The 25,027-nt window shown below is 32.9% G+C and carries 24 protein-coding genes and 1 tRNA gene; 16 read left to right on the top strand and 9 right to left on the bottom strand.

From position 1 onward, the window contains the following. Positions 1-25: 25 nt before the first annotated feature. The 4 genes from BTR34_RS16740 (at position 26) to BTR34_RS16725 (ending at position 3,532) form a co-directional block, all read left to right on the top strand. Positions 26-496 carry a DUF6146 family protein gene (locus tag BTR34_RS16740; protein ID WP_068484946.1) on the top strand — a complete coding sequence of 157 codons (471 nt, stop codon included), beginning with the start codon at positions 26-28 and terminating at the stop codon, positions 494-496. A gap of 30 nt (positions 497-526) precedes the next feature. Continuing rightward, the gene (locus tag BTR34_RS16735) at positions 527-844 is read left to right on the top strand and encodes a DUF6787 family protein (protein WP_068484947.1); all 318 of its coding nucleotides are present in this window, start codon (positions 527-529) and stop codon (positions 842-844) included. A gap of 62 nt (positions 845-906) precedes the next feature. Next, entirely contained in the window at positions 907-1,224 is a 318-nt protein-coding gene (locus tag BTR34_RS16730; protein WP_157493044.1) for a hypothetical protein, read from the top strand. 49 nt (positions 1,225-1,273) lie between these two features. Continuing rightward, a complete protein-coding gene (locus BTR34_RS16725) occupies positions 1,274-3,532 on the top strand; it encodes a TonB-dependent receptor (protein WP_068484949.1) in 2,259 nt (752 codons plus the stop codon). Between the two features lie 62 nt (positions 3,533-3,594). Here BTR34_RS16725 and BTR34_RS16720 read toward each other — a convergent pair whose 3' ends face one another. The 4 genes from BTR34_RS16720 to folE form a co-directional block, all read right to left on the bottom strand. Beyond that, complete coding sequence (locus BTR34_RS16720) at positions 3,595-4,038, bottom strand: hypothetical protein (protein ID WP_068484950.1); 444 nt, start codon at positions 4,036-4,038, stop codon at positions 3,595-3,597. Then, positions 4,038-5,258 carry a sulfite oxidase gene (locus BTR34_RS16715; protein WP_068484951.1) on the bottom strand — a complete coding sequence of 407 codons (1,221 nt, stop codon included), beginning with the start codon at positions 5,256-5,258 and terminating at the stop codon, positions 4,038-4,040. The genes BTR34_RS16720 and BTR34_RS16715 overlap by 1 nt, the downstream gene beginning before the upstream one ends. A gap of 54 nt (positions 5,259-5,312) precedes the next feature. After that, entirely contained in the window at positions 5,313-5,612 is a 300-nt protein-coding gene (locus BTR34_RS16710) for a hypothetical protein (protein WP_068484952.1), read from the bottom strand. An 81-nt stretch (positions 5,613-5,693) separates the two neighbouring features. Continuing rightward, the gene (gene folE / locus BTR34_RS16705) at positions 5,694-6,293 is read right to left on the bottom strand and encodes a GTP cyclohydrolase I FolE (protein WP_068485028.1); all 600 of its coding nucleotides are present in this window, start codon (positions 6,291-6,293) and stop codon (positions 5,694-5,696) included. Positions 6,294-6,527: 234 nt separating this feature from the next. Between folE and BTR34_RS16700 the strand changes: the two genes are divergently transcribed. The 4 genes from BTR34_RS16700 (at position 6,528) to BTR34_RS16685 (ending at position 10,222) form a co-directional block, all read left to right on the top strand. Further along, positions 6,528-7,214, top strand: a complete 687-nt coding sequence (locus BTR34_RS16700; RefSeq protein WP_068484953.1) for an ABC transporter ATP-binding protein — start codon at positions 6,528-6,530, stop codon at positions 7,212-7,214. A 5-nt stretch (positions 7,215-7,219) separates the two neighbouring features. Then, on the top strand, positions 7,220-7,777 hold the full coding sequence (locus BTR34_RS16695; RefSeq protein ID WP_068484954.1) for a CPBP family intramembrane glutamic endopeptidase: 558 nt from the start codon (positions 7,220-7,222) through the stop codon (positions 7,775-7,777). Beyond that, positions 7,774-8,538, top strand: a complete 765-nt coding sequence (locus BTR34_RS16690) for a TIGR02757 family protein (RefSeq protein WP_068484955.1) — start codon at positions 7,774-7,776, stop codon at positions 8,536-8,538. The genes BTR34_RS16695 and BTR34_RS16690 overlap by 4 nt, the downstream gene beginning before the upstream one ends. Before the next feature lie 199 nt (positions 8,539-8,737). Then, on the top strand, positions 8,738-10,222 hold the full coding sequence (locus BTR34_RS16685) for a S10 family peptidase (RefSeq protein ID WP_068484956.1): 1,485 nt from the start codon (positions 8,738-8,740) through the stop codon (positions 10,220-10,222). A 9-nt stretch (positions 10,223-10,231) separates the two neighbouring features. Here the strand turns inward: BTR34_RS16685 and BTR34_RS16680 are convergent, their stop codons facing one another. Then, positions 10,232-10,687: a hypothetical protein gene (locus BTR34_RS16680; RefSeq protein ID WP_068484957.1), complete on the bottom strand. Its 456-nt coding sequence runs from the start codon at positions 10,685-10,687 to the stop codon at positions 10,232-10,234. 112 nt (positions 10,688-10,799) lie between these two features. On the opposite strand from BTR34_RS16680, the gene BTR34_RS16675 reads away from it, so the two are divergent. The 4 genes from BTR34_RS16675 to BTR34_RS16660 are packed head-to-tail and all read left to right on the top strand — an operon-like array spanning position 10,800 to position 14,042. After that, positions 10,800-11,273, top strand: coding sequence for a hypothetical protein (locus BTR34_RS16675; protein ID WP_068484958.1), 474 nt, complete (start codon positions 10,800-10,802; stop codon positions 11,271-11,273). Then, positions 11,270-11,959: an SGNH/GDSL hydrolase family protein gene (locus BTR34_RS16670; RefSeq protein ID WP_068484959.1), complete on the top strand. Its 690-nt coding sequence runs from the start codon at positions 11,270-11,272 to the stop codon at positions 11,957-11,959. Before BTR34_RS16675 ends, BTR34_RS16670 begins: the two co-directional genes overlap by 4 nt. Before the next feature lie 33 nt (positions 11,960-11,992). Next, positions 11,993-12,424: a YybH family protein gene (locus BTR34_RS16665; RefSeq protein WP_068484960.1), complete on the top strand. Its 432-nt coding sequence runs from the start codon at positions 11,993-11,995 to the stop codon at positions 12,422-12,424. Between the two features lie 55 nt (positions 12,425-12,479). After that, on the top strand, positions 12,480-14,042 hold the full coding sequence (locus tag BTR34_RS16660; RefSeq protein ID WP_068484961.1) for a M28 family peptidase: 1,563 nt from the start codon (positions 12,480-12,482) through the stop codon (positions 14,040-14,042). 142 nt (positions 14,043-14,184) lie between these two features. Here the strand turns inward: BTR34_RS16660 and BTR34_RS16655 are convergent. Further along, positions 14,185-14,260 (bottom strand) — tRNA-His (locus tag BTR34_RS16655). A 656-nt stretch (positions 14,261-14,916) separates the two neighbouring features. On the opposite strand from BTR34_RS16655, the gene BTR34_RS16650 reads away from it, so the two are divergent. Continuing rightward, positions 14,917-16,935 carry a tetratricopeptide repeat-containing sensor histidine kinase gene (locus BTR34_RS16650; RefSeq protein ID WP_244893340.1) on the top strand — a complete coding sequence of 673 codons (2,019 nt, stop codon included), beginning with the start codon at positions 14,917-14,919 and terminating at the stop codon, positions 16,933-16,935. Here BTR34_RS16650 and bshB1 read toward each other — a convergent pair. Continuing rightward, positions 16,932-17,648 (bottom strand): bacillithiol biosynthesis deacetylase BshB1, encoded by a 717-nt coding sequence (gene bshB1, locus BTR34_RS16645; protein WP_068484963.1) that lies wholly within the window; start codon positions 17,646-17,648, stop codon positions 16,932-16,934. The genes BTR34_RS16650 and bshB1 overlap by 4 nt on opposite strands. A 33-nt stretch (positions 17,649-17,681) precedes the next feature. Continuing rightward, positions 17,682-18,836 carry a trans-sulfuration enzyme family protein gene (locus BTR34_RS16640; RefSeq protein ID WP_068484964.1) on the bottom strand — a complete coding sequence of 385 codons (1,155 nt, stop codon included), beginning with the start codon at positions 18,834-18,836 and terminating at the stop codon, positions 17,682-17,684. A 254-nt stretch (positions 18,837-19,090) separates the two neighbouring features. Between BTR34_RS16640 and BTR34_RS16630 the strand changes: the two genes are divergently transcribed. Beyond that, entirely contained in the window at positions 19,091-20,362 is a 1,272-nt protein-coding gene (locus tag BTR34_RS16630) for a M14 family metallopeptidase (protein ID WP_068484966.1), read from the top strand. A gap of 71 nt (positions 20,363-20,433) precedes the next feature. Here BTR34_RS16630 and ccsA read toward each other — a convergent pair whose 3' ends face one another. Continuing rightward, on the bottom strand, positions 20,434-23,613 hold the full coding sequence (gene ccsA, locus BTR34_RS16625) for a cytochrome c biogenesis protein (protein WP_068484967.1): 3,180 nt from the start codon (positions 23,611-23,613) through the stop codon (positions 20,434-20,436). Positions 23,614-23,750: 137 nt separating this feature from the next. Here ccsA and BTR34_RS16620 point away from each other — a divergent pair, with 137 nt between their 5' ends. Then, positions 23,751-24,515: a Rossmann-like and DUF2520 domain-containing protein gene (locus BTR34_RS16620; protein ID WP_068484968.1), complete on the top strand. Its 765-nt coding sequence runs from the start codon at positions 23,751-23,753 to the stop codon at positions 24,513-24,515. After that, positions 24,499-25,026, top strand: coding sequence for a KdsC family phosphatase (locus BTR34_RS16615; RefSeq protein ID WP_068485029.1), 528 nt, complete (start codon positions 24,499-24,501; stop codon positions 25,024-25,026). Before BTR34_RS16620 ends, BTR34_RS16615 begins: the two co-directional genes overlap by 17 nt. Position 25,027 lies beyond the last annotated feature (1 nt).

Below are 25,027 nucleotides of genomic sequence, written 5' to 3'. Positions count from 1 at the left end.
CGGGTTTTTTTGTATCTTATATTCTATGAAAAAGGAAAAGACAATTCGTTTATTTTTAAATTCTATTTTAACCTGTGGCCTGGCAGTACTGATACTAAATTGTAGTACAGCTAAAGAAGCTTTAGAAATATCTAAAAGCGAAAAAGAAACATTTAAACAAGTAAAAGGCGACACAATTAAAATTTCCAGCGATTTAACTGAGTATGAAATAATTATTATTGAACCTGGATTTTATACTTGGCTAAATTCTATAGCAAAACCAGAAGGATATTATTCACAAAATTTTCTTGAAAATAGAAATTACATCATGGTTTTAGAATGGAACCAAAGAGTTTTACAGCCATCACGTTTTAGTCCTAACCTTTATGAATTACAAATTGATTACTCAAGTCAAATAGATTATGGATATGAAGTAAACTATAAACTTTATAATTACTTTATCTATTTTCAAAGAAAGTATAATCAACGACTTGGACCTTTTGTACCCCGCATATAAAAAGTATATTTACCAGCTTTAAAAGTAAATATGCAAAAATTAAAAGAACGTTGGGGAATTTCCAATAATTTTCAATTAATAATAATTTTTTTCGTCTTTGCTATAACTGGTTCTTCCTCAGTGTATGTAGCAAAACCTTTTTTAAATTTAATTGGCTTAGAACTAGCTAATTTTCCAGAAACTTGGTGGGGAACAACAATCTACTGGTTTTTGCGAATTTTATTAATATTCCCTTTTTATCAAATACTATTGGTACTATTTGGTTGGTTATTTGGCCAATTCAAATTCTTTTGGGCATTTGAAAAGAAGATGCTGAAACGATTAGGATTCGGATTTTTATTCAATTAATTTAATAGTTCTTTAACAGTTATATCGACCTTCCATTAGTTAGATTTGTAATGATGAGTACTGTGAAAGTCAAAATAGTATACCCAATAGTTGCCTTTATTTTAATGGCTGGTTTATTAGGTCCCTATTTTATTAAAATTTCTCATGCCTTAAACGAACACGAAGAACTGCATTGTGTTTCTAAAGAGTTACATATTCATGCAGTTGAATTCGATTGCGATTTTGACCATTATCAATTTTCTACTTTTTATTATCCTGAATTTAAATACCCACAATTTATTGATGAAGTCATTATTACGGAGGACATAATTAATAACTACTTTTTTTTAAGTAAATATCAACAACTTCATTTTGTATTAAGAGGGCCGCCAACTTGTTAAAATTCTATTTATAACAAGTTTAAGCTTTAAAACATTAATACAATTTTATATGAAAAATCTTTATATAACAATGCTATTGGCATTGTTAGCACAATTTACATTTGCTCAAAACTCATTATCAGGAAAGATAATAAACAATGAAAATCAAGAGCCCTTAGAACAAGTATCGCTTTATTTTCCCCAACTAGAAAAAGGCACGGTTACCGATGTTGATGGTTACTATGAAATAACCAATTTACCAACTGGTAAATTTAAAATAGTAATATCTTATATAGGTTTTCAGTCTTATTCGCAAACCGTGGACATTATTGGCACATCAAATCAACTTTCCATAGCGCTTACCTCTAGTGCAATTGAAATGGAAGAAGTTATTGTATCTACCCCTTTTCACAAATTGCAACGTGAAAATGTTATGAAGGTAGAAAGAACAAGTATTCAAGATTTAAAATCTACTGGTGCAATTAATTTATCTGAAGGCATAACAACTATACCCGGAGTTGAAAGCGTTTCTACTGGTGTTGGGATAGGAAAACCTGTTATCAGAGGATTAAGTTCAAATAGAGTTCTAACGTACACACAAGGCATACTCTTGGAAAACCAACAATTTGGTGATGAACATGGTTTAGGCATTAGTGATGCCGGTATAGAGAGCGTTGAAGTTATAAAAGGACCTGCATCCTTACTATATGGCTCTGATGCTTTAGGTGGCGTACTTTATTTAAATCCTGAGAAATTTGCAAATTCAAATGAAATTAATGGTGATATTAATTTAAACTATTTCACCAATACACAAGGTTTTAATGGTAATGGAGGGTTCAAAACATCTTCAGAAAAATTAAAATTCTTAGTCAGAGCTGGTGGTAGCTCTCATATTGATTATAAAACTGGGGGTGATGAGCGTGTTACAAATTCAAGATTTAATGAAAAAGATTTAAAAACAGGATTAGCCTATCAGTTATCCAATTTTAAAACTGAAATACGCTATAACTATAACAATTCGGAATTAGGAATACCTGAAGAAATAGGCGAGCAATCTACTAACCGAACACCGTTGGAACCATTTCAAAATATTACAAGCCATATTTTAAGTTCTAAAACTAATATCTACTTCAACAACTCTAGCTTACAAGCGATAATTGGTTATACTGCAAATAATCGAGAGGAATACGAAGACCATCACCACGAGGAAGAACATGAAGAAGGAGAGGAAGAACATGAAGAAGAAAGTCCGGCCTTAGATATGAAATTAGAAACCCTAAGTTATAATATACATTATAACTTAGCCAAGATAGGTGCAGTAGAGACAATCATTGGAGTTCAAGGTATGAACCAAACAAATAAAAATTATGGAGAAGAAATTTTAATTCCGAATGCAACAACCAATGATGTTGGAATTTTAGCTACTTCACACATACATTTTAACAAAAGTGATATACAACTAGGGCTTAGGTTTGATACACGTACGATCAATAGCGAACAAAACGGCATAATTGAGCAAGAAGGTTATGTTGCAGCATTGGATAAAAATTTTAATAGCTTTAACATTGCAGCTGGTTTTAAGTTTGATGTCACCAAATCGCTGATTACACGTGTTAATATTGCTTCAGGTTTTAGAGCTCCCAATTTGGCTGAGCTTACTTCTAATGGTTCTCATGAAGGCACTAATCGTTTTGAGGTCGGTAATGCAAATCTAAATAATGAAAGAAATATACAGACTGATGTATCATTAGAATTTAAAAATGAACATTTTGAATTTTATGTTAACGGATTTTACAATTCAATTTCCGATTATATTTATTTAGAACCAAACGGTACAAATATAGATGGTGATGCTGTATTTCTATACCAACAACAAGATGCAAATTTATTTGGGGGTGAAGTAGGTTTACACTATCATCCACACCCTTTAGATTGGTTGCATTTAGAAAGTAACTTTTCGACGGTAACCGGTGAATTAAAAAGTAATGGAAATTTACCATTAATTCCTGCCAATAACTGGGCGAATACACTACGATTTGAATTTAGCAAAATCAATAAAAACCTAAATAGCGGTTATGGGTTTCTTACCTTGAAATCTTTCTTTGCTCAAAATAAAGTTAGCGATTTTGAAACTTCTACTGACGGCTATACATTATTAAATTTAGGTATTGGTTCAACTATTAAGGTTTCAAATCAGTTAATTGATTTAAAACTAAGTGCCAAAAATATATTAGATAAGGAGTACATATCTCATTTGTCGAGATTAAAAACCGATGGTATTTTAAATATCGGCAGAAACGTAAATTTAGGAATAAGTATACCATTATAATTAGCACCTAAACCAAATTTTAAAGCCCTTTTGTCTTTTTGGACAAAAGGGCTTCTTTTATTTTAATCTAAAGTATACCACTCTATATTTGTTAATGGTGGCCTTCTGCCCTTTTCTATTAAAGGATAATTTTTAGTTAAATAGTCAACAATTACTTTTTGATTTTCACCTAATGGCCATAACCCTTGGGATTTTTGCATCCATCTAATAGTAGCATTCCATTGCTCCTCTCCCATTCTATTCTGAATAATTAGTTTAGAAGAATGGCAAGTAGTACAATTAGTAATTACAGTCTGAAGCCCTTCTGCTTCAATTAAACCTGTTCGTACATGAATACCATTTTCTATTAACTCTGGATCTTCATCATTAATTTCAACCTCTGTCTGGTTTGGTCCAAATACTAAAAATATAATTGCTCCAAAAACTATAAAACCTGTAAAAAGGAGAATAATAACCTTAAAGATGGGTTTAAAAACTATTCTATCGTTTTCTTCTTTTTCTAACATTACACGACTTTTACAGCAATTCTATGACAGGCATTATTTAAATATCCTTTTGGGTTCCACCCTGGAAGTACCATTGGTTGCGACGTACCGTTAGAATCTGTTGCACGAGCCCATATTTCATAATACCCTTTTTTCGGAAAAGTGATAGTTGCCTTAAAATGTTGCCATGCCAATCTATTTTTAGCATTTTCTAAACTAGCAGTTTTCCAAGAAGTACCATAATCAATTGAATACGCTAACTCACTTACAGCAAGTTCACCGGCCCATGCATGTCCATTAATTTTAAGCTTGTTACCTTCATTAATAAGTGCTCCGGATTTTGGATATGTAATTAACGATTTAATAGGCATAGATTCAATAATACACATATCTTCATCAGCAACTGTTTCGCCAGGCGCTACAGTTTCACAAGGTACTCGATAAGAACTACCTTCCATTTTTTCACCGTCATGCACTTTGTTTCGGATACTGATAGTTTGCAACCATTTTCCCGAGGTAGAAGCTGGCCAACCGCCACAAACCAAACGTAAAGGAAAACCATGTATAAGTGGGATATCTTCCCCGTTCATAGCAAATGCCAATAAAGTTTCGTCTTGCATAGCTTTTGATAACGGGACACCTCTTGAAATAGGTTCTTTAGTTGGGTTTCTACTCAAATGCAAATCTGCAGCATGGTATCCTATGTACACGGCATCATCTTTTACTCCGGCATCGGCCAAAACATCTTTTAGCCGCACACCTGTCCATTCAGCAGAAGATACCGCACCAATAGTCCATTGATTTCCTTTTGCTGGTGGGTTAAATTCACTTCTACCATTACCACCACATTCCAATGTTAACTGATAAGTATAGTGTTTAAATTTTGATTTTAAATCGGCAAGTGTATAGGATTTCGGAGTAACAACAGATTCTCCATCGATTTTCAATTCCCAAGTTTTCTCGTCAATATTCTCTGGCAGTAACCCGTTATTACGAATAAACATGTATTTATTAGGGGTAATTCGATCGTTAAGTAAATGCGCCTGTGCCTCCATATTCCATGGTTTATCATTTAAAACAACCATGGCTTCATCTTTCTTAAACAAAGCAAAAGGATCTATTTCTTGAAAGGCTAAGGGAATATACCCCTTGGGCATCAGTTCTTTATAAATAATATCTACACCTAATAAAGTTGAAAGACTACCTAAGCTAGATTTAGCAACAAAACTTCTTCTCTTCAAAACTTATATAATTTGAGATAAAGTTAAGTTTTTTGAAAAAATAAAAGCTCTTATTTAGACTTCAATTGTTTTACCTTTTTTAGCACTTTTAAAAACATATGTGTAAAGCCACATTAAGGTAAACGAAGGTATAATATCAAATCCTGGAATAATTTCTTCTATAAAAGTAAAAACACCGGCCGCTTGCCCAACTTTGCCTTTGTACATTCTGGTCATTAAATAACCGGAGAGCGGCGCCCAAACAATATCAGAAAATTCGCCTACAAACGGTATTGCGAATGAAAGCATTCCTATACCATCAAAAAGCAACCCCATAAAAAGTTGCTTATATTTTTTATCTTTTAAAATTGACATACTTAAAAATTAGTTATTCTTTTTAAGGAATACAACAAAGATGCCAAATTTTAGAGACAAATTTTTAAAAAAATATGCTATTTACGAAAGTTTTGCACTGATCAGTTTAAGAAATTCATTTCGTGTTTCAATTTTCTCGAACTGCCCTCTAAAACCAGAAGTTGTAGTAACAGAGTTTTGTTTTTGAACACCGCGCATCATCATACACATATGCGAAGCTTCAATAACCACAGCAACCCCTTTTGGTTTTAAAGTATTATTAATACATTCCAAAATATCATGAGTTAAACGTTCCTGAACTTGTAGCCTTCTTGCAAAAACATCAACTACACGAGGAATTTTACTTAAACCAACTATATGTCCATTAGGAATATATGCTATATGAGCTTTTCCAAAAAATGGTAACATATGGTGCTCACACAAAGAATATAATTCAATATCTTTTATGATAACCATATCATCATAATCTTCTTTGAACATAGCGCCTTTTAAAATTTCAACTGCATCTTGTTGATAGCCCTGGGTTAAAAATAACATAGCTTTAGCTGCACGTTCTGGTGTCTTAACTAATCCCTCTCTACTAACATCTTCACCAATCTCATCTATAATTGAAGAATACCTACTTTTTACTTCATCGGTAATTTCAAGATTGTACTCTTCTAAACTTCTATATGGGGACATATTTATTGTTTTATGTTTAATATATTTAAAATTATCTTGAACAAAATTAATGCATTCTTTTATCAACTGCATTAAAATTATCTGAAAATTAAGAAATTCAAAAATATTCATTTTCAAATTCATTTCATTTTAAGTTCAAATAATTAAACTAATATTGGGCATACTATTTAAAACATGCTCCTTTTTGATTAATTTTGAAAATGACCTTACAATTAAATAATACCAGTTTCTCTTATGATTAAAGCTTCTAATATTCACAAATACTACGGTAAGTTAGAAGTTTTAAAAGGGGTTAACTTACATATTAAAAAGGGAGAAATTGTTTCTATAGTAGGCGCATCAGGAGCTGGTAAAACTACACTTTTGCAAATACTGGGTACTTTAGATATTCAATCTAACAGAACAGATAGCACGCTTTTAATAAATAGTATTGATACAACGAATCTTAATGATAAAGATTTAGCAAAATTTAGAAACGAGCATATTGGTTTTATTTTTCAATTTCATCAATTATTACCAGAATTTACTGCTTTAGAAAATGTTTGTTTACCCGCATTCATTAAGAAAACATCAAGGTCTAACGCAGAAACTAGAGCAAAAGAGCTTTTAGATTTCTTAGGTTTATCTCATAGATATCAGCACAAACCATCTGAGCTTTCCGGAGGAGAACAGCAACGCGTTGCCGTGGCAAGAGCTCTAATTAATAACCCTTCCATTATTTTTGCTGATGAACCAAGCGGCAATCTAGATTCCGAAAGCGCCGATAATCTTCATAAACTTTTCTTTGAACTTAGAGAAAAATTTGGCCAAACATTTGTGATAGTAACTCATAACGAAGAACTAGCTGAAATGGCCGACCGTAAACTTACCATGGTCGACGGTAAAATTGTTGATAAGACCATACTAGAAGCTTCTCTATAATCAATATGTTACAGAAACTTATAAATTTCGCTAAACATCCGGTTTACATTCCAGATGAAAATATAACTCTTGCCTATCGGTTTAGGGTATTATTTAAATTACTGGTTATAGCCTTAAGTTCAAGTATTTTATTATTAATAATCGCTAGTATTATTCAGAGCATATTTTCTATTGAATTAGGCAAACATGCAATGGATGATTTATTCGAAAACAATTCGTTGATTGCAATTTTTAGTTTGGCCGTTTTAGCTGCACCTTTTTTTGAGGAATTATTATTCAGAGGCCCGTTGGTATTTTTTAAAAACTCTAAATTTTTCACATCAGCTTTTTATATACTGACGATTATTTTCGGGTTTATTCATATCAGTAATTTTGAACTATCAACTGAAGTTTGGCTTCTTTCGCCCTTATTGGTTGCACCGCAAATAAGCGTAGGTTTTTTATTGGGTTTTATACGAGTTAAATTTGGACTACTATGGTCTATGTTAATGCATGCGTGTTATAATATGATTCTAGTAGGTCCTTTATTAGTAATGAAGTTTTTAGAAATCCCATTAGAATGACAAAAAGTGAATTGAGGTTATTTTTAGAAGAAAAGGTTATTCAATATAATAACCCACAGTTTTTAGAAACAGACCCAATACAAATACCCCATCTTTTCACTACTAAAGAAGACATTGAAATAAGCGCATTTTTAACTGCTACCATAGCTTGGGGGAATAGAAAAAGTATCATCAATAATTCACATAAATTAATGCACTTGATGGGGCAAAGTCCACATGATTTTGTTCTTAACCACACTATTAACGATCTCGAAAATTTGGCAGGATTCGTTCATAGAACCTTCAATGACATCGACCTTACCTATTTTATTCTGAGCCTTAAAAACATTTACTTAAACCATAATGGGTTAGAAGGTATTTTTACTACGCATCAAGAAAAAGATAGCTTACAGCCCACAATATCAAAATTCAAGAAAATATTTTTTGAATTGCCGTATGAACAACGAACAACAAAACATGTATCTGACCCATTGAAGGGCTCCGCTGCAAAAAGAATAAATATGTTTTTACGGTGGATGGTAAGAGATAGTTCTACGAATGTAGATTTTGGGTTATGGAAAAATATAAGTCCCGCAATACTGTCTTGCCCATTAGATGTACATTCTGGCAATGTGGCTCGCAAACTTAGATTATTAAAGAGAAAGCAGAATGATTCAAAAGCTTTGGCAGAATTAGACTATAATCTACGAAAACTAGACCCATTGGATCCCGTTAAATATGATTTTGCATTATTTGGATTAGGAGTTTTTGAAAAATTCTAGAAAGGGTTTTTATAAAATTATTGAATGCAATAAAACCTTTTAGAGCAAACGTAAAAGTTAGAAAATGAATTTGTTAAAATGAAGATTAAACCATATCTGAAAGTTATAATTATTTAAACTTATCATTTTTAACCTTTTTACACATTTTAAATAATAGGATTCTTCTTATTTTCGTTACTCAACAGAACCTTAAACTACCATGAAAAAAATTTTACAACTTACAATTTGCTTGGTAACCACCATTACCATAGCACAATCCAGAACATTACCCATTGATACAGTTATTACAACGCAGCATAATGCTACAATTAATGGAGCCACTTTTTCTTATACGGCACAAACGGGAACACAACCAGTTTGGGATGAGAATGCAAAGCCTATTGCCTCTTTACATTATACGTATTATACAAGAAATAATATAAAAGACCGTGCCGCAAGACCACTTTTAATTTCTTTTAACGGCGGGCCTGGATCTGGCTCTGTTTGGATGCACCTTGCCTATACTGGACCTAGAGTATTAAAGATTGATGAGGAAGGATATCCTGTACAACCCTATGGTGTAAACGAAAATCCTTTTTCAGTTTTAGATATTGCTGACATTGTTTATGTAAATCCTGCAAATACAGGCTATTCCAGAACTATTCCTGAATCTGGAGATGAAGTAGATCGTAAAAAATTCTTTGGAATCAATGCCGATATTGCATATTTAGCAGAATGGTTAAATACCTTTGTAACAAGAAACAATCGGTGGAGTTCACCAAAATATTTAATTGGTGAAAGTTATGGTGGTCCAAGAGTTATGGGGCTGTCCTTAGAACTTCAGAATAAGCAATGGATGTATTTAAATGGTGTAATTTTAGTATCGCCGGCCGATTATAAAATTATACGAAACGAAGGGCCCGTAGCCGAGGCTATCAATCTTCCTTATTATACTGCTGCAGCATGGCATCATAAAGCATTACCAGCAGAATTACAAGGGAAAGACCTTTTGGATATCCTCCCCGAATCCGAAGATTATACCATTAACACCTTGATTCCTGCATTGGCCAAAGGAGGGTTTATATCCAGTCAAGAAAAAGCTTCCATTGCTCAAAAGATGTCTTATTACTCTGGTTTGGAAACGAAAGACATCATTGATCAGAACCTTTCAGTGCCAGCGTCATTTTTTTGGAAGAATTTATTGAAAGATAAGGGCGGATATACTGTAGGGAGGTTAGATTCAAGATATATGGGCATTGACAAACAACTTTTAGGCATGCGTCCCGATTATAATTCTGAGCTGACCTCGTGGTTACATAGTTTTACCCCAGCAATAAACTATTACTTGCAAGAAGAACTTAAATTTAAGACCGATGTAAAATATAATATGTTTGGTCCAGTACATCCTTGGGATAACTCTGACGAGAATACTCGCGAAGATCTTCGCCAGGCTATGGCTCAAAATCCGTATTTAAATGTTTTGGTACAATCTGGTTATTATGATGGGGCTACCACCTATTTTAATGCTAAATATTTAATGTGGCAAGTAGATCCGAGTGGTAGAATGAAAGATAGATTTAGCTTTAAAGGCTACCGTTCTGGTCATATGATGTATTTAAGAAGAGAAGACTTAAAAACAGCAAATGATGATATTCGCGATTTTATAAAAACAACATTCAACGCTGGTAAGAGCGCTAAATATTAGAAGGTAATATTATTTATAAAGTACCGAATCAGACATTCCTAATAAAGACAATGAATTAATTTCAACTGTTTTTATTGGGAATGTTCTATTTAAATCAAGGTTTGCTGATTCCGTAGCCGCTTTAAAAATCTTATCTCTTTTACGTTGCTTTCTTTTTTCAAAAATATCAATAGTAACTCCTACGGTAGCTCCACCAAGAACAGTGGCTAATAAATCGGAATTATCCCAGCCGCCATATTGATTTTGGTCAATACTTTCTTTTGCAAGACCAATAAGTAAACTGCCGCCTACAGCCCCAATGAATGTCCAAGTTCTATCTCCATCAGAAATTTGATTGGCAACACCTGCACCAACTAATCCATAAAGGTTTCCTCCTAAAAAATGTAGCGCCTTATCTTTTTCTAATTGGCTATACACATCATGAATACAAAGTAAAAGAAAGAATAGAATACCTAATTTTCTCATAAGGATCAAAGATAAAAATTCTATGAGAGGGAAACGATTAAAAATAGTTACTATTAGTATACTAAATTCTTAAAAGATATATTTTATAGTATCTTAGAATTTTTATAAAAATATGGAAATAAAGAACTTTTTAAAAAGCTTGTCTATAATGCATATTTTCTTACTTGCAGGATTAAGCTTGTTTACAATTTGGGTTATATTTCAAATAAATAGTTTTAGCACCAGCACAACTGGTGAAGGAGTGTACTTATATTTAATTCCAATATTTGCTTTGCTGGGGTATTTCGGTAGTCAAATCGTTTTCAAAAAAATGACTTCAAAAATAGCTATTGACCTACAACTTGAAGAAAAATTAAAAAAATATCAATCTGCGTTACACCTTAAGTATGCTTTAATTGAAATTCCTTCATTTTTAGGTTTGTTTACTTATTATAATTCTGGTAATGCCCTTCCTCTAGTTATATCAATTTGCCTATTGGCCTATTTAGCAGTACAAAGACCAAATAAGGAAAATATAATAAATAGTATCCCTTTAACTGCCGACGAAAAATCTCAAATACAAAAAGCTTTAACTCGCAACAAATGAAAAGATTCAATAATTTAACTTTTGCATGTATGCTAACTTTTTTAGGATTAACAGCTTCTTATGCTCAAGATTGGGCAGACTTAAATCGTTTTAAAGAAGAAAATTCAAAAATCCCATCAGCAATTGAAAATGAAGACCGCATTGTTTTTATGGGCAATTCAATTACAATAGGTTGGTTAAATAATAGGCCCGAGTTTTTTGAGGGTAAGCCATATATTAATAGAGGTATTAGTGGACAGACTACACCACAAATGTTAGTTCGTTTTAGACAAGATGTAATCAATTTAAATCCAAAAGTAGTAGTTCTACTAGCTGGCACAAATGATATTGCCGGAAACACAGGACCTTCAACAATAGATATGATTATGGACAACATTAAAGGTATGTCAGAAATGGCGCAGGCAAATGATATAAAAATTATTTTATCATCGACTTTGCCAGCGTACGATTATCCTTGGAAACCTGGATTAGAACCATCTGGTAAAATTATTGAATTAAACAAATTAATTAAGGAATACGCAGCTTTAAACAATCACATATATTTAGATTATTTTTCAGCTATGGTTAATGACCGCAACGGGTTACCTAAAAAATATGCAGAAGATGAAGTTCACCCAACTATTGAAGGTTATAAAGTAATGGAGCCTTTGGTAGAGGCTGCCATAAAAGAAGCGTTAAAAAATTAAAATCTAAATACTTGGCAATACCTATAATTAAATATGAAAACTATACTCATTGTTCTATGCTCTTTACTATCGGTATCTTGTACTACAAAAAGCAATTATGAAACTGATAAAAAGGAAATTTTAAATATCCTTGATCAACAGCAAATTGATTGGAACAATAATGATTTAGAAGGCTTCATGCAAGGATATTGGAAATCAGACTCCTTGCACTTTTACAGTGGAGCACAGTTAAAATCTGGTTGGCAAACCACATTGGACAGTTACCGAAAAGGATATCCAGATAAATCCTATTCTGGCAAATTAAAATTTAAGATCGCTAAAATATCCGCTATTAACAATGACGCTTATTATGTAATGGGGGAATATCATTTAACTAGGAAAGTTGGTGATGCGAACGGGACATTTATGATAGTATTTAAGAGAATTGATGGCGAATGGAAGATCATTACCGATTCTTCTTGTTAACAATCGTTAATTTTAAAGATTTGATTATTTTTGAGAAATTTTGATTAAAATAAAAATGAAAAAAATACTTATTCTATTGGTTACACTGGCCTTAGCTTGTAACTCATCACAAAAAACAGTTAAAGAATCCACAGCGGATGCTACTGCTGAAGTTTCTGAAGTCATTTATGGCGAGTCTATAACTGAAAGTGAATTAAAAGAACACCTATATACCTATGCATCAGACGAGTTTGAGGGTAGAGAAACCGGAGAGCCAGGACAAAAAAAAGCTATTGCCTATTTAAAAGCAGAATACGAAAAACTAAATATCCCGGCGGCTAAGGCAGACGGGAATTATTTTCAAGAAGTACCATTAGAAATCAGCAAGTTACCTATTGGAAAGCTAGTTGTAAATAATAAAGATTTTGGTATTGGAGAGCATGTTCTTACTTTTTCAGCGGCTAATATCTCTACAGATGAAATTGTTTATGTTGGCTATGGAATTGAAGATGATTCGTATTCTAATTATACTGACATAGATGTAAACGGCAAAATAATTCTTTTAAAATCTGGAGAGCCAAAAAATACCGATGGCAGTTATAAAATATCAGGAACCGCAGAACCTTCCATTTGGAGTAACATGTCCGAATCACTTTCTAAAAGAATACAAATTGCTTCTGACAAAGGGGCTAAAGGTGTATTATATTATGACTTAGAAAATTTTGATAGATTTAAACGAAGATTTGAATCCATGAAAAGTAATGATAGTGGCAGAATGCAGGTAGTGGATTCCAGCGCCCCAGAGTTTTATAGCTTGTTTATCGATGACATATTAGCAAAGGAGCTTTTTGCAAGTATAGAAACCGATGAAACATCAAAAGATATATCTACAAATCTGCAGTTAAACTTTGAAAGCTCTAATAATAAAATTGCCTCGGAAAATGTTGCTGCAATTATTAAGGGTACGGAAAAGCCTAATGAATATTTAGTAATATCATCGCATTTAGATCACATTGGTATTTCACCAAATGGTGACATTAATAACGGTGCCGATGATGATGGATCTGGCACTGTTGCACTACTTGAAATTGCTGAAGCATTTAAACTTGCGGCCGATGCAGGAAATGGACCAAAAAGATCCATAGTATTTTTACATGTAACTGGCGAGGAAAAAGGCCTTTTAGGTTCTCAATATTATACGGATATGGATCCTATAGTTCCTTTAGCAAATACCGTGGCAAATTTAAATATTGACATGATTGGTAGAATTGACCCAAATCGTGAAGGCGAACGTAATTACATATACCTAATAGGTTCAGATAAGTTAAGTATTGAACTTCATAACCTTTCCGAAGAGGTAAATAAGAAATATTCAAATATTGAATTAGATTACACCTATAATGATGAAAATGACCCAAACCGTTTTTATTACCGAAGTGATCATTACAATTTCGCAAAAAATAATATTCCAATAATATTCTATTTCAACGGAACTCATGATGACTATCATAAACATACTGATACTCCAGACAAAATTAATTATGACCTTTTAGAAAACAGATCTAGATTAATTTTCTATACCGCATGGGAAATAGCTAATAGAGCAAATAGAATTACAGTAGATAAACCAACAGAATAGAATAACTATAAGTATTTTAAAAGCCTGTTAATCATTTAGATTAACAGGCTTTTATTATTTACTTAAGGCTTAACATGTATGAAAACAAAGTAGCTTAAACAAAAAAGTCTTGGAATACATCCAAGACCTTTTATTTGCTTTAGGGTGGAAGACCGGGTTCGAACCGGCGACCCTCGGTACCACAAACCGATGCTCTAACCAGCTGAGCTACAACCACCATTTGTAAGCGAGTGCAAATGTAAATTTTTTAAACAATTCTCACAAGTAATAATTTAATATTTGAAGAAAAAATTATTTGCTAAAGCTGTTTAATTTAGTCCTATTTCAAATGTTTAGCATAAAAAATACCAACTAGTTGCCTATTAAACACTTAAAGAATTCAGAAAAAAAATTGTGAATTATCGACTTAATTTTTATAAATGCTACTAAACGAGAAAAGTCGTTAATAAAGTAATTAGAAAACAATGCAGTAATACTAGGCGAATACCAGAAAGCCTACTTCTTTTACTAATAATTAAGACAAGCTTTAAGTCATCGTTTAAACAGTGCTATAAACTCATTTAATGAATTTCTAAAAGTTCATAATACCGAATTTAAAAGTTAATCTTTTGATATTGAAAAGAATATAAATTAGGTTATGATTCGTTTTCATTTCGTTAATAAATCATGAAAATATATTTATTTTATCGATGAACTACCGTTTTACATCGTTAAAACACACAATATATGGCATTTCACAACAATTATTACCTATAGCTAATGTTCTAATCTAAATTTAGCTTATCATAATCAGGATTTATTCATGAATTTTCATTTTACAAGAACAATTTTATCGAACAACCATGTAAAAGGTTGTCTTCTTGTCATTGTAATAATGAGTATATCATTTAGTTCACTATCCGCGCAAGTATCTAGAAGGGATAGCCTTTTAAATCTTGTGAAACAAAAAAAACTTTCTCCAAACTTATCTCTAAAAGACACTCTTTTTATTCATAACTTAATTGAACTGGCCAGTGAATATAGATACCACCATTTAGATAGTTTATACACATTAAGTCAAGAAAGTCTTAAAATCAGTAAAAAAGGTGCATATATAAATGGCGAAATTGGGTCATATTTAAATATTGGTGGATACTATTCTAATAAAGGTAAAATTGATCAAGCAATATCATATTATAAAAAAGCTTACAACCTTGCCGCGGAGCATGAAAGGATGCATTTAAAAGTAAGTTCCTTAAACGATCTTGCAAAAGAATATGGCTACAAAGGAGACTATGCGCTTTCATTAAAAAAATATCTAGAAGCTATTGAAATATCAAAAGAGTTAAATTACAAAACTATGCTCTCTATTATAAATGATAATATAGCTCATTTATACTTGGACCAAAAAGATTATGAGCATGCAATGGTATTTTTAAAAAGGTCAAAAGACATTAATGAAGAGATTAATGATCCCATTTTTACTGCAGAGACAATAAGCAACATAGCCTCCACCTATGCTGAAATGAATGAATTAGAGTATGCCATGTTTCATATAAACAGTAGTATCGCCATATTCGAAAAAGAAAAAATACTTGATTGGCTAGCGTACTGTTATGAAATAAAAGGTAAAGTCTATTTAAAAAAAGGAAAAAATACTTGGGCACTATACTGGTATAAACAAAGTGAATTGCTACATCAAGAAATTGAAGATGATAGAGGCAAAATTGATTTACTTAACGGCATGACGGAAGCTTACTTAAATTTAAATAAAGATAGTATTGCAGAGATATATGCGTTAAATGCTTTTAACCTGTCAAAAAAAATAGGGCTAAGATCAGGACTAAAAGAGTGTTCTTATCAATTATTTAAAATTCAAAAAAACAAAAAGGATTATGAAAAGTCTTTGTGGTACCATGAAATATATCAGGTAACGTCGGAATCTTTAGCAAAAGCTGGAAATAAAAAAGCATTAAACTTGCTAAAAACAGAAATGGAATATGACCAACAAAAACAACAATTAATACTAGAAAACGAAAAAGCCTTAGCAAAACAAAAAGTATATATCTACATATTTTTAATCATTCTTATAATTTTTTCGATCATAGTCATAATCATTTATAGAAATGAAAAAGCGCAAAAGAAATTAAATTTAGAATTACGATCCAAGAAAACAGCTTTAGAGGAAAAGCAGACATATCTTAACGAACTAAATCAGACAAAAAATAAATTATTTTCCATAATTGGTCACGATTTAAGAGGTCCAATCGGCGCGTTTCAAGGTCTTTTAAAATTATTTAAAGAGGGCGAAATGACTAAGGAGGAATTCCTGAATTTTGTTCCTAAGCTAAAAGTAGATATTGATACCATATCTTTTACCTTAAATAATTTACTTTCTTGGGGTCAAACTCAAATGAATGGATCTACAACCAGACCATCAATAGTTCAAATTAATAGCATAGTAAATGAAAACATTGCACTTTTATCCGAAATTGCTGAATCGAAATCTATACATTTAATCAACAAAATAGAATCTAATTGTCAAGCCTGGTCAGACCCAAATCAAATAGATATAATAGTACGAAATTTACTAAGCAATGCTTTAAAATTTACTCCGAATCATGGAGAAATTATAATTGGCGCTATCCAAAAACTTAAAACCTGTGAAATATATATAAAGGATAATGGTCTAGGGATGAGCGAAGAAACGATTAGTAAAATTTTCCAAAAAGATTCTACCCACACTACTTATGGCACCAATGATGAAAAAGGTACGGGATTAGGGCTCTCCTTATGTAAAGAAATGGTAGAAAAAAATAATGGACAAATATGGGTACATAGCGCCTTAGGAAAAGGTTCTAGTTTCTATTTTACAGTACCTAGGATTATAGAATCCCTTAAAAAATCTGCCTAAATTAAGTGGTCAAGGGAATCTACCGCCACCATTCGTTCTACTGTAAAACCTTCGGCATAATCAACACCCACCAATCTACCTAAATCTTTAGCTCTGTAGTGTACGCTTTCAATAAATGTTTTGCTACTAATTGGTGTTTCTGGCTCATTACTATTTGGGTCATGAAATTGTGAACTATACGCTAAAATCGCATCAGTCTTTGGCTCAATATAATCACTGATATCGACCACAAAATCTGGAGTAATGTTCTTCCATTGTATAAAGTGGTACACTAATTTTGGTCTCCATTCTAGCTGGCTCTCCTCTCCTATTTTCGTCCCTATTCGTCTTAAACCACTTAAAAAGCAAGCATCACTAACCAACTTACTACCTTTGGCATGATCAATATGCCTATCATCGATAGCGTTACATAGAACAATATTAGGTTGATACTTACGAATCATTTTAATAATTTCTAATTGATGCGTCTCATCATTGGTAAAAAAACCATCTCTAAACCTTAAATTTTCTCGTACTGATACCCCTAATATTTTTGCTGCTTCAGCAGATTCTTGATCTCTAATTTCTGCAGAACCTCTAGTTCCTAATTCACCCCGGGTCAAATCAACTATTCCAACTTTTTTTCCTAGGGAAATTTCTTTGGCAATAGTACCACCCGCACCAAGTTCAGCATCATCTGGGTGTGCACCAAAAACTAAAATATCTAATTTCATTATAATTATATTATTTAAGGATACGCAACTAACCTATTGTTTAATTGCATTGATAGCTTGTAAAATATCTTCTTTTAGGTCTTCAACTTCTTCAATTCCTACAGAAAAACGAATTAATCCATCCGCAATACCTTGCTCAGCACGAACTTCTGGACTCATTAATGCATGCGAAGTTTTTGTAGGGGATAACACTGTGCTTTCTACCCCTGCCAAACTCATGGATGGTTTTATAAGTTTTAAAGCTTTCTGGAATTTTGAAGCATCTAATTTTGAATTTAATTCAAAAGATAGCATACCACCAAAACCTTTCATTTGTTTCTTTGCAATTTTATGGTCCTCATGACTTGGCAAGCCGGGATAATATACCTTTTCTATATCACTGTTATTAGTAAGAAAATTAGCCATTTCCATAGCATTTTCATTTTGGGCTCTTACCCGTATACCCATAGTTTTCATACTACGTTCTAAAAGCCAAACCGTATAATCACTTAAGTTCCCCCCTAAGTTTTTTGCTAATTGAAAAATTCGGTTCATGTTCTCTTCAGAAGAAGCAACAGCACCTGCAGATATATCAGAATGTCCACCCATATATTTTGTTGCGCTATGTATAACAACATCAATTCCAAAATCAATAGGATTTTGGTTTACAGGACTTGCAAAAGTATTATCGATCATAGTAAGTATACTATGCTTTTTTGCAATGGCAACAACCGCTTCTAGATCCGTAATTGTCAATAAGGGATTAGAGGGCGTTTCTATATAAATAACCTTTGTATTCTCTTGTATTTGAGATTCAAAATCCGCTGCTTTCCATCCATTTGTAAAAGAATATTCAATACCATATTTAGTAAACTCTTCGTTAACTAAATTATATGTACCTCCATATAAAGTTTGTTGTAATACAATATGGTCTCCAGCTTTTAAGAATGCCATTAAAGCTGTACTTACTGCTGCCATACCACTGCTAAATATAAGTGCAGCTTCAGTATGTTCTAAGGCTGCAATTTTTTTACATAACCCTATTTGATTAGGGGTATTAAAATATCTAGGGTAGCGTTTTACATTCACCTCTTCATAAGCATAAGACGTACTCATATATAAGGGAGAAATGGCACCACGGTGTTGTTTATCTTCTAATTCACCTACGTGTGTACAAATGGTATTCAAGCCTTTTTTATTAGAATTCATGTGCAAAAATTATAAGGAATAAAGGTAAGGAAATAGTACTTAAACAATGTGTTTTCATTTTTAGTTCATAGTTTTACAATAAAACAATAATTTAAAATAGTATTTTAGGAAATAATCAAGGTTCAAATACTCTGCCGCCAACCTGCCTGACTCTAAGGCTTGCGTCGAATTTAATGTTGAATCTCGTTTTAATTCCTCGCTGGCTTGCCCCGAGGTAGTTTGCCAAATTAACCATTTCATTTTTATTTAATTATATGAAAAAAATAACTTACATCATATTTATCCTTGCCGCACTTGTGGCGTGCAAAAATCAAAAATCGGTAGCTAAAGGGTATCAAGGTCAAGGTAAAAGTGTCATTGTTTCCACTTTATCTAAACCTGTACAAAAACAATGGAAAGGTATTTGGACATTTGACAATGAAGAAGTCTTCTTTAGCAATGATTTTGAAAGCGGAAGGTTAAACGGCATCACATATGATGGCAATGATCACTACACTGCACTTATTACTGCAGAAAACACGCCAGTAAATGTTAGCCCATGGTATGCTTTTAAAGTTTGGTCGAAAACACCGAGAACTATAACTATAAAAATGACCTACCAAGATTCCCGCAGCAGATACTATCCAAAAATCAGTACCGATGGTGAAAATTTTGTTGCCTTAGACAGCAGTAATTATAAACCTATAAATGAAGGCACCGGTACTTTTGGAATTAAGGCAACCCCAGAATTTGTTGAAATAATTGTTACTACAAGTCAAGAACCCACTTATATCACAGCACAAGAACTATATGGCTCAACTAGAGTTAAAAAGTGGGTTGACTCATTAACCAACAAACCATTTATTTCCACTTATGAAATAGGAAAAAGCAAAGAAAACAGAGCTATGAACTTAATGGAAATTAGCAATGGTGATCACAAAAAAGCTGTTATGGTTATTTCTAGACAACATCCACCAGAAGTAACGGGGTTTCTTGCCATGAAGTCATTTATTGAAACACTAAGTGGAGACTCGCCAAAGGCTCAGAAATTTAGGGACAATTATGATGTATTCGTAGTGCCATTAATGAATCCTGATGGAGTTGATAATGGCAACTGGCGACATAATATGGGCGGAATAGATTTGAACAGAGATTGGCAAGATTTCAATCAACCAGAAACGAGAAGTGTTAGAGACTTTCTTGTAAAAAAAGAATCTGAAGGTTATGAGTTTGTCTTTGGTGCAGATTTCCATTCTACTTGGGATGATATCTATTACCCTATAGACAGTACAATCACTGGGCAAAAAGGAAAAATTGTTTTTGATTGGATTGATAGTATTACCAAACGTTTACCACAAAAACATACCAACGTAAACCCGTCTACAGATATAAAACCAACCATGGTGTCACGTAATTACTTTTACGTAAATCATAATATGCCCGCTATTGTTTTTGAATTAGGGGACAATACCCCAAGAGATTTTTTGAAAGAAAAAGGCAAGGTAGCCGCAGAAGAATTAATGAACTTGCTTGACAGTCAAAACTAAAGACTTACAAACCATTTAAAATTGTAAAAGCCTCATGAAAATCCCATGAGGCTTTTTAATACTATATTTTTTTATTTGCTATAATTAACTTTGTACCTCAAATAGCTAATACCACCTAATACGAATACTCCAGCTATTAAATAATATATAAAAACTGGTGTAATCACTTGTGCACCACTAGCATAACTATGTAAGCCAACTAGGTAAAAGTTAACTCCGAAATATGTCATCATAATACTGCCAAAGGCAACAACACTCATAAAGTTAAATGTCCATTTGCCTCTTAATCCCGGTACTAATCTGGTGTGTATAACAAATGCGTAAATCATAATAGAAACCAAAGCCCATGTTTCTTTTGGGTCCCAGCCCCAGTAACGACCCCAACTTTCATTTGCCCATTGTCCTCCTAAAAAGTTGCCAATGGTTAACATTACAAGACCAGTAGTTAAAGCCAATTCATTTATAATGGTCAATTCTTTTATATTTATTGCCATACGCTCCTTGTTCTTCTTTGTCGTCAAAATCATTAAAATTAATGAAACTAACCCCAAAATCATACCCACTGTTAAAGGACCATAACTACCTACAATTACGGCAACGTGTATCATTAACCAATAACTATCTAGTACAGGCTGTAGGTTAGCGATAGATGGATCAATCCAGCTTTGATGTGCAATCCATAATAGCATGGAAGTTACAAAGGCCGATGCTGCAAACGTCATGTCACTCTTACGTCCTAAAGCCCAACCAATACCCATGGTAGCCCAAGCTACGTATAGGATACTTTCGTAAGCATCACTCCAAGGAGCATGACCAGAAATGTACCAGCGTAAAACTAAGCCGGCTGTATGCCAAAGAAAAAGTAATATAATTGTTCCTTTAAAGAAGAAAATAGCAATTCTCCAAATAGAACGGTCTTTAAAAATTTGAAAAACGAGGGTAAAGAACATTAATAGACCTACAAGGGCGTAATACTGATATAATCTATTGAAAATGTTCAACTTATTATAGATTACCTCTGTTTCTATTTTTTGTTTCGACGGTAAAACTTCACTACCATGATTTAGCTGATTCTGTTGAAAGGCAGCTAATAACTTATCCGCAGACGAATAATCACCTTCCTGCTGGGCTTTACCTAAAGTCATTAGGTAATACGGCATCGCATTTTTTACGAAGTTAGAATAGAGCGAATCCCTAATTTCATACTGTCCTCCCCTATATTCTACAGCAGAAATCCATTTGTTGTTTTCATCGTCCAATAATGGAAATATCTTAACTATATCTTGCCCTAACGCTTGGTTTAAAAGGCTTAATCTAATATTGGCGTCTTTAAAGTCTTGTTGAAATTTATTTGGGTTATTAGTTGCTGTCGCCTCCCGTAAAAACGGTTCTAATTTATATTGTCCTTTTTTATCAAAGAAATCTGTAGCTTTCACATATTCCTGTCCAGACGGAATTCCTATTATTTTTCTAATACTATCGTTCTGGGATTTCTTATCTAAAGCAATAAACTCTGTGTTATACCATATCGCAGGGTTCATCATCATAGAAAGCAAAATCTGATCAGATGTATAACCTAAATACGTATCCTTTAAACTTAATTTACGAAGAAGTTCTGATGAAAAGGTGTTGATAGGCTTCATTCGTCCACCATCATCTTGTATAACCAGTTTACCAAATTTATCGGCATGGTCTTTACTTACCATACTGGCTTCAACCAAAGAATCAATTTGTTTTTTGCTAGGGGCTTGTTGATGCCCTTCTTCTGGTGTATGTGGCTCTTGTGCAAAAGAAGAAAATGAGAATGCCATTAAAACAGCTATTACTCCAAACATTTTTTTCTTTTTAATCTTTAGCTTATCCAAAGAATCTGCTAAATCCTTAAAACGAGTTTTCCCAAAGAACATTATCCCCATTAGACCAATATATAAAAGAAAATAACCAATGTAAGTAATCCAAGTACCCCAGAAGTCGTGATTTACAGATAATGTTGTTCCTTTTTCATCAGGATCAAAGCCCGATTGAAAAAAGCGATAACCTTTATGGTCCAGTACATGGTTCATAAAAATATCGTAATCAAAAGGGCGCTCATCTTCAATAGTTACTCTACTCATAAACGAAGCATATCCTTTCTCTGTACCAGGGTATTTTTCTGCGATAAAGTCGTTCAACTTAATTCCAAAAGGTAGTTCATATACTTTGGAGCCATATCGAATAGAAAAATTGAGTCCGCCAACATTTACTTTTTCACTAAAATCAGAAGGTCCTTTACTACCTAACAATTTAATCTGCTTGGTTTCTCCTTTAACAGAAACATCAAAAACAATGGCATCTTGATCCATATTAGTTTTCTCGGCTTCAGGAATTTCAACAATTCCATACGAACCTTGCGTAATAGAATCTGGAATTACAAATTGCATACCTGCAGTGTTATAAAGGGAACGAAGCTGTAACGGCTGTAGACTATCTTTTACCAATAACCCTTGAAATTGGTCTGCCATTCGCATAAAATCACCTTCAAAAGGCGTATGAATTTGGTAAACAGAATCTGTCGTCATAATATTAATGGCACCATCTGTTTTATTGTTCAAGGCAAAAAGTACATTGTGTATACTAGCAACTTTGCCATCTTCTAAATAATGATCATGACGTCCCCCATCACCGGCTTCTACAATCTTAAGAAATTTATTTCCGTTAGGATCTGGCAATAAACCTTGTTTGGCTCCTTTTATAAATTCAACAAAAGACACTTCAAAATCCTCCCCCTTAAAATCCGCTTTCCATGGCAGGTTAGATTTTATGGCTTCTGGAGTAACTATAAGGTCATCTTCCAATACTTTTCTTCTTGCCTCCCCGTTAATTTCACCATCTACATATACCGTTAAAAAAGTTTTATCCGAATAAAAAACGTTTTCCGTTTTACCTTCGCGAATTGGCATCATACCTTCAAAACTGATATATCGAGTAACAAAAGCGCCAATAATAATTAACACCCAAGATAAATGCAGCAACAATACAGGCCATTTTTCTAAACGGAGTAATCGATATCTAGATATATTACCAAAAAAGTTAATAACAAAAAACACCATGATGGCTTCGAACCACCAAGCATTATAAATCCAGATTCGAGCTGTTTCCGTACTATACCAACTTTCAATGAAGGTACCGAATGCCATTGCTGTAGCAAAAACGATAAATAGTATGGACATTAAACGAGTAGAAAAGAATATTTTTTTTAACATTTCTGTCATGAAAGAAAGGCATTGATTTTCAAGATGCAAAAATAAGGTATTTCATCATTTACGAACCACTTTTATCGCTTTTAAACATCAATAAAACTGTTAATATTATTACAACGGCACTTCAATAAACTTTGTATTTTTGTGTCATGATATCAGTTGTTATAGTCGGTACGGGTAATGTTGCTCAAAATCTTTTTTATGCCCTAGATAAAACTAGTAATGTAGAAGTTAAGCAAATAGTTGGAAGAAATGAAAATCATTTCTCTTTTACCAAGGGAAAAGTACCGACAACTACCGACTATACCAAAATAGATAACGCAGATATTTATATTTTAGCCATAACAGATGATTCTATCGGTATAGTAGCCCAAAAAATAAAGCATATTAAAGGTATAATCGTACATACCTCTGGAGCAACATCTATAACTGCTTTAAGCGGCCATAAACAGCCAGGTATTTTCTACCCTTTGCAAACATTTACAAAAGGAAAAATTATATCATTTGCGGAAATACCTATTTGTATAGAAGCAAAAACCAGTGTTGATCTTAAGTTACTTAGAGAATTAGGAAACACATTAAGTAATACCGTAATAGCAATAGACTCCGACCAAAGAAAAAAAATTCATGTAGCCGCTGTATTTGTAAATAATTTTACCAATTACATGTATACAATAGGAAAGGAAATTTGCGAAGAAAATAATTTAGACTTTAAATTATTGCATCCTTTAATTAAAGAAACGGCAGCAAAATTGGAAGACTTAACGCCAATTGAGGCACAAACAGGTCCTGCAAAACGTAATGATCAAAAAACACTACACAACCATTTAAACCTAATAAAGAATAATCACCAAAGGGAATTATATACCCTTTTAAGCAATGCTATTAAAGAAAAACATGGAAAAGAGTTATAAAGAATTTTTAAAGGACATTACCACTTTTATTTTTGATGTTGATGGAGTATTTACAGACGGTAGTTTAATAATTACAACCGATGGCGAAATGTTAAGGACCATGAATGTTAAAGATGGCTATGCCGTTAAGGTAGCTCTTAATAAGGGATATAATGTTTGTATTATTACTGGAGGAACTAACGAAGGAGTTCGAAATAGGTTTAAAGCACTTGGAATAACCGATATTTATATGGGAGCACACCATAAAATCGATGCTTTAGAAGAGTATATGGATATTTACCATATTGATGCTGAAAACATTTTATATATGGGCGATGATATACCGGATGTACCACCAATGAAAGAAGTTGCTTTAGCTACTTGCCCACAAAATGCTGTTGCTGAAGTAAAAAATGTAAGTAATTATATATCACATATTAACGGTGGCCATGGTTGTGTACGTGATGTAATTGAACAAGTGTTAAAAGTACGTGGCGATTGGATGAGTCATTTTAGTGCTGCAAACGATTAAA

The sequence above is a fragment of the Maribacter hydrothermalis genome (genome assembly GCF_001913155.1).
In the GTDB taxonomy this organism is placed as follows: domain Bacteria; phylum Bacteroidota; class Bacteroidia; order Flavobacteriales; family Flavobacteriaceae; genus Maribacter; species Maribacter hydrothermalis.
Note: the sequence above shows the minus strand (reverse complement) of the source record. Positions and strands in the feature narration are given on the sequence as shown.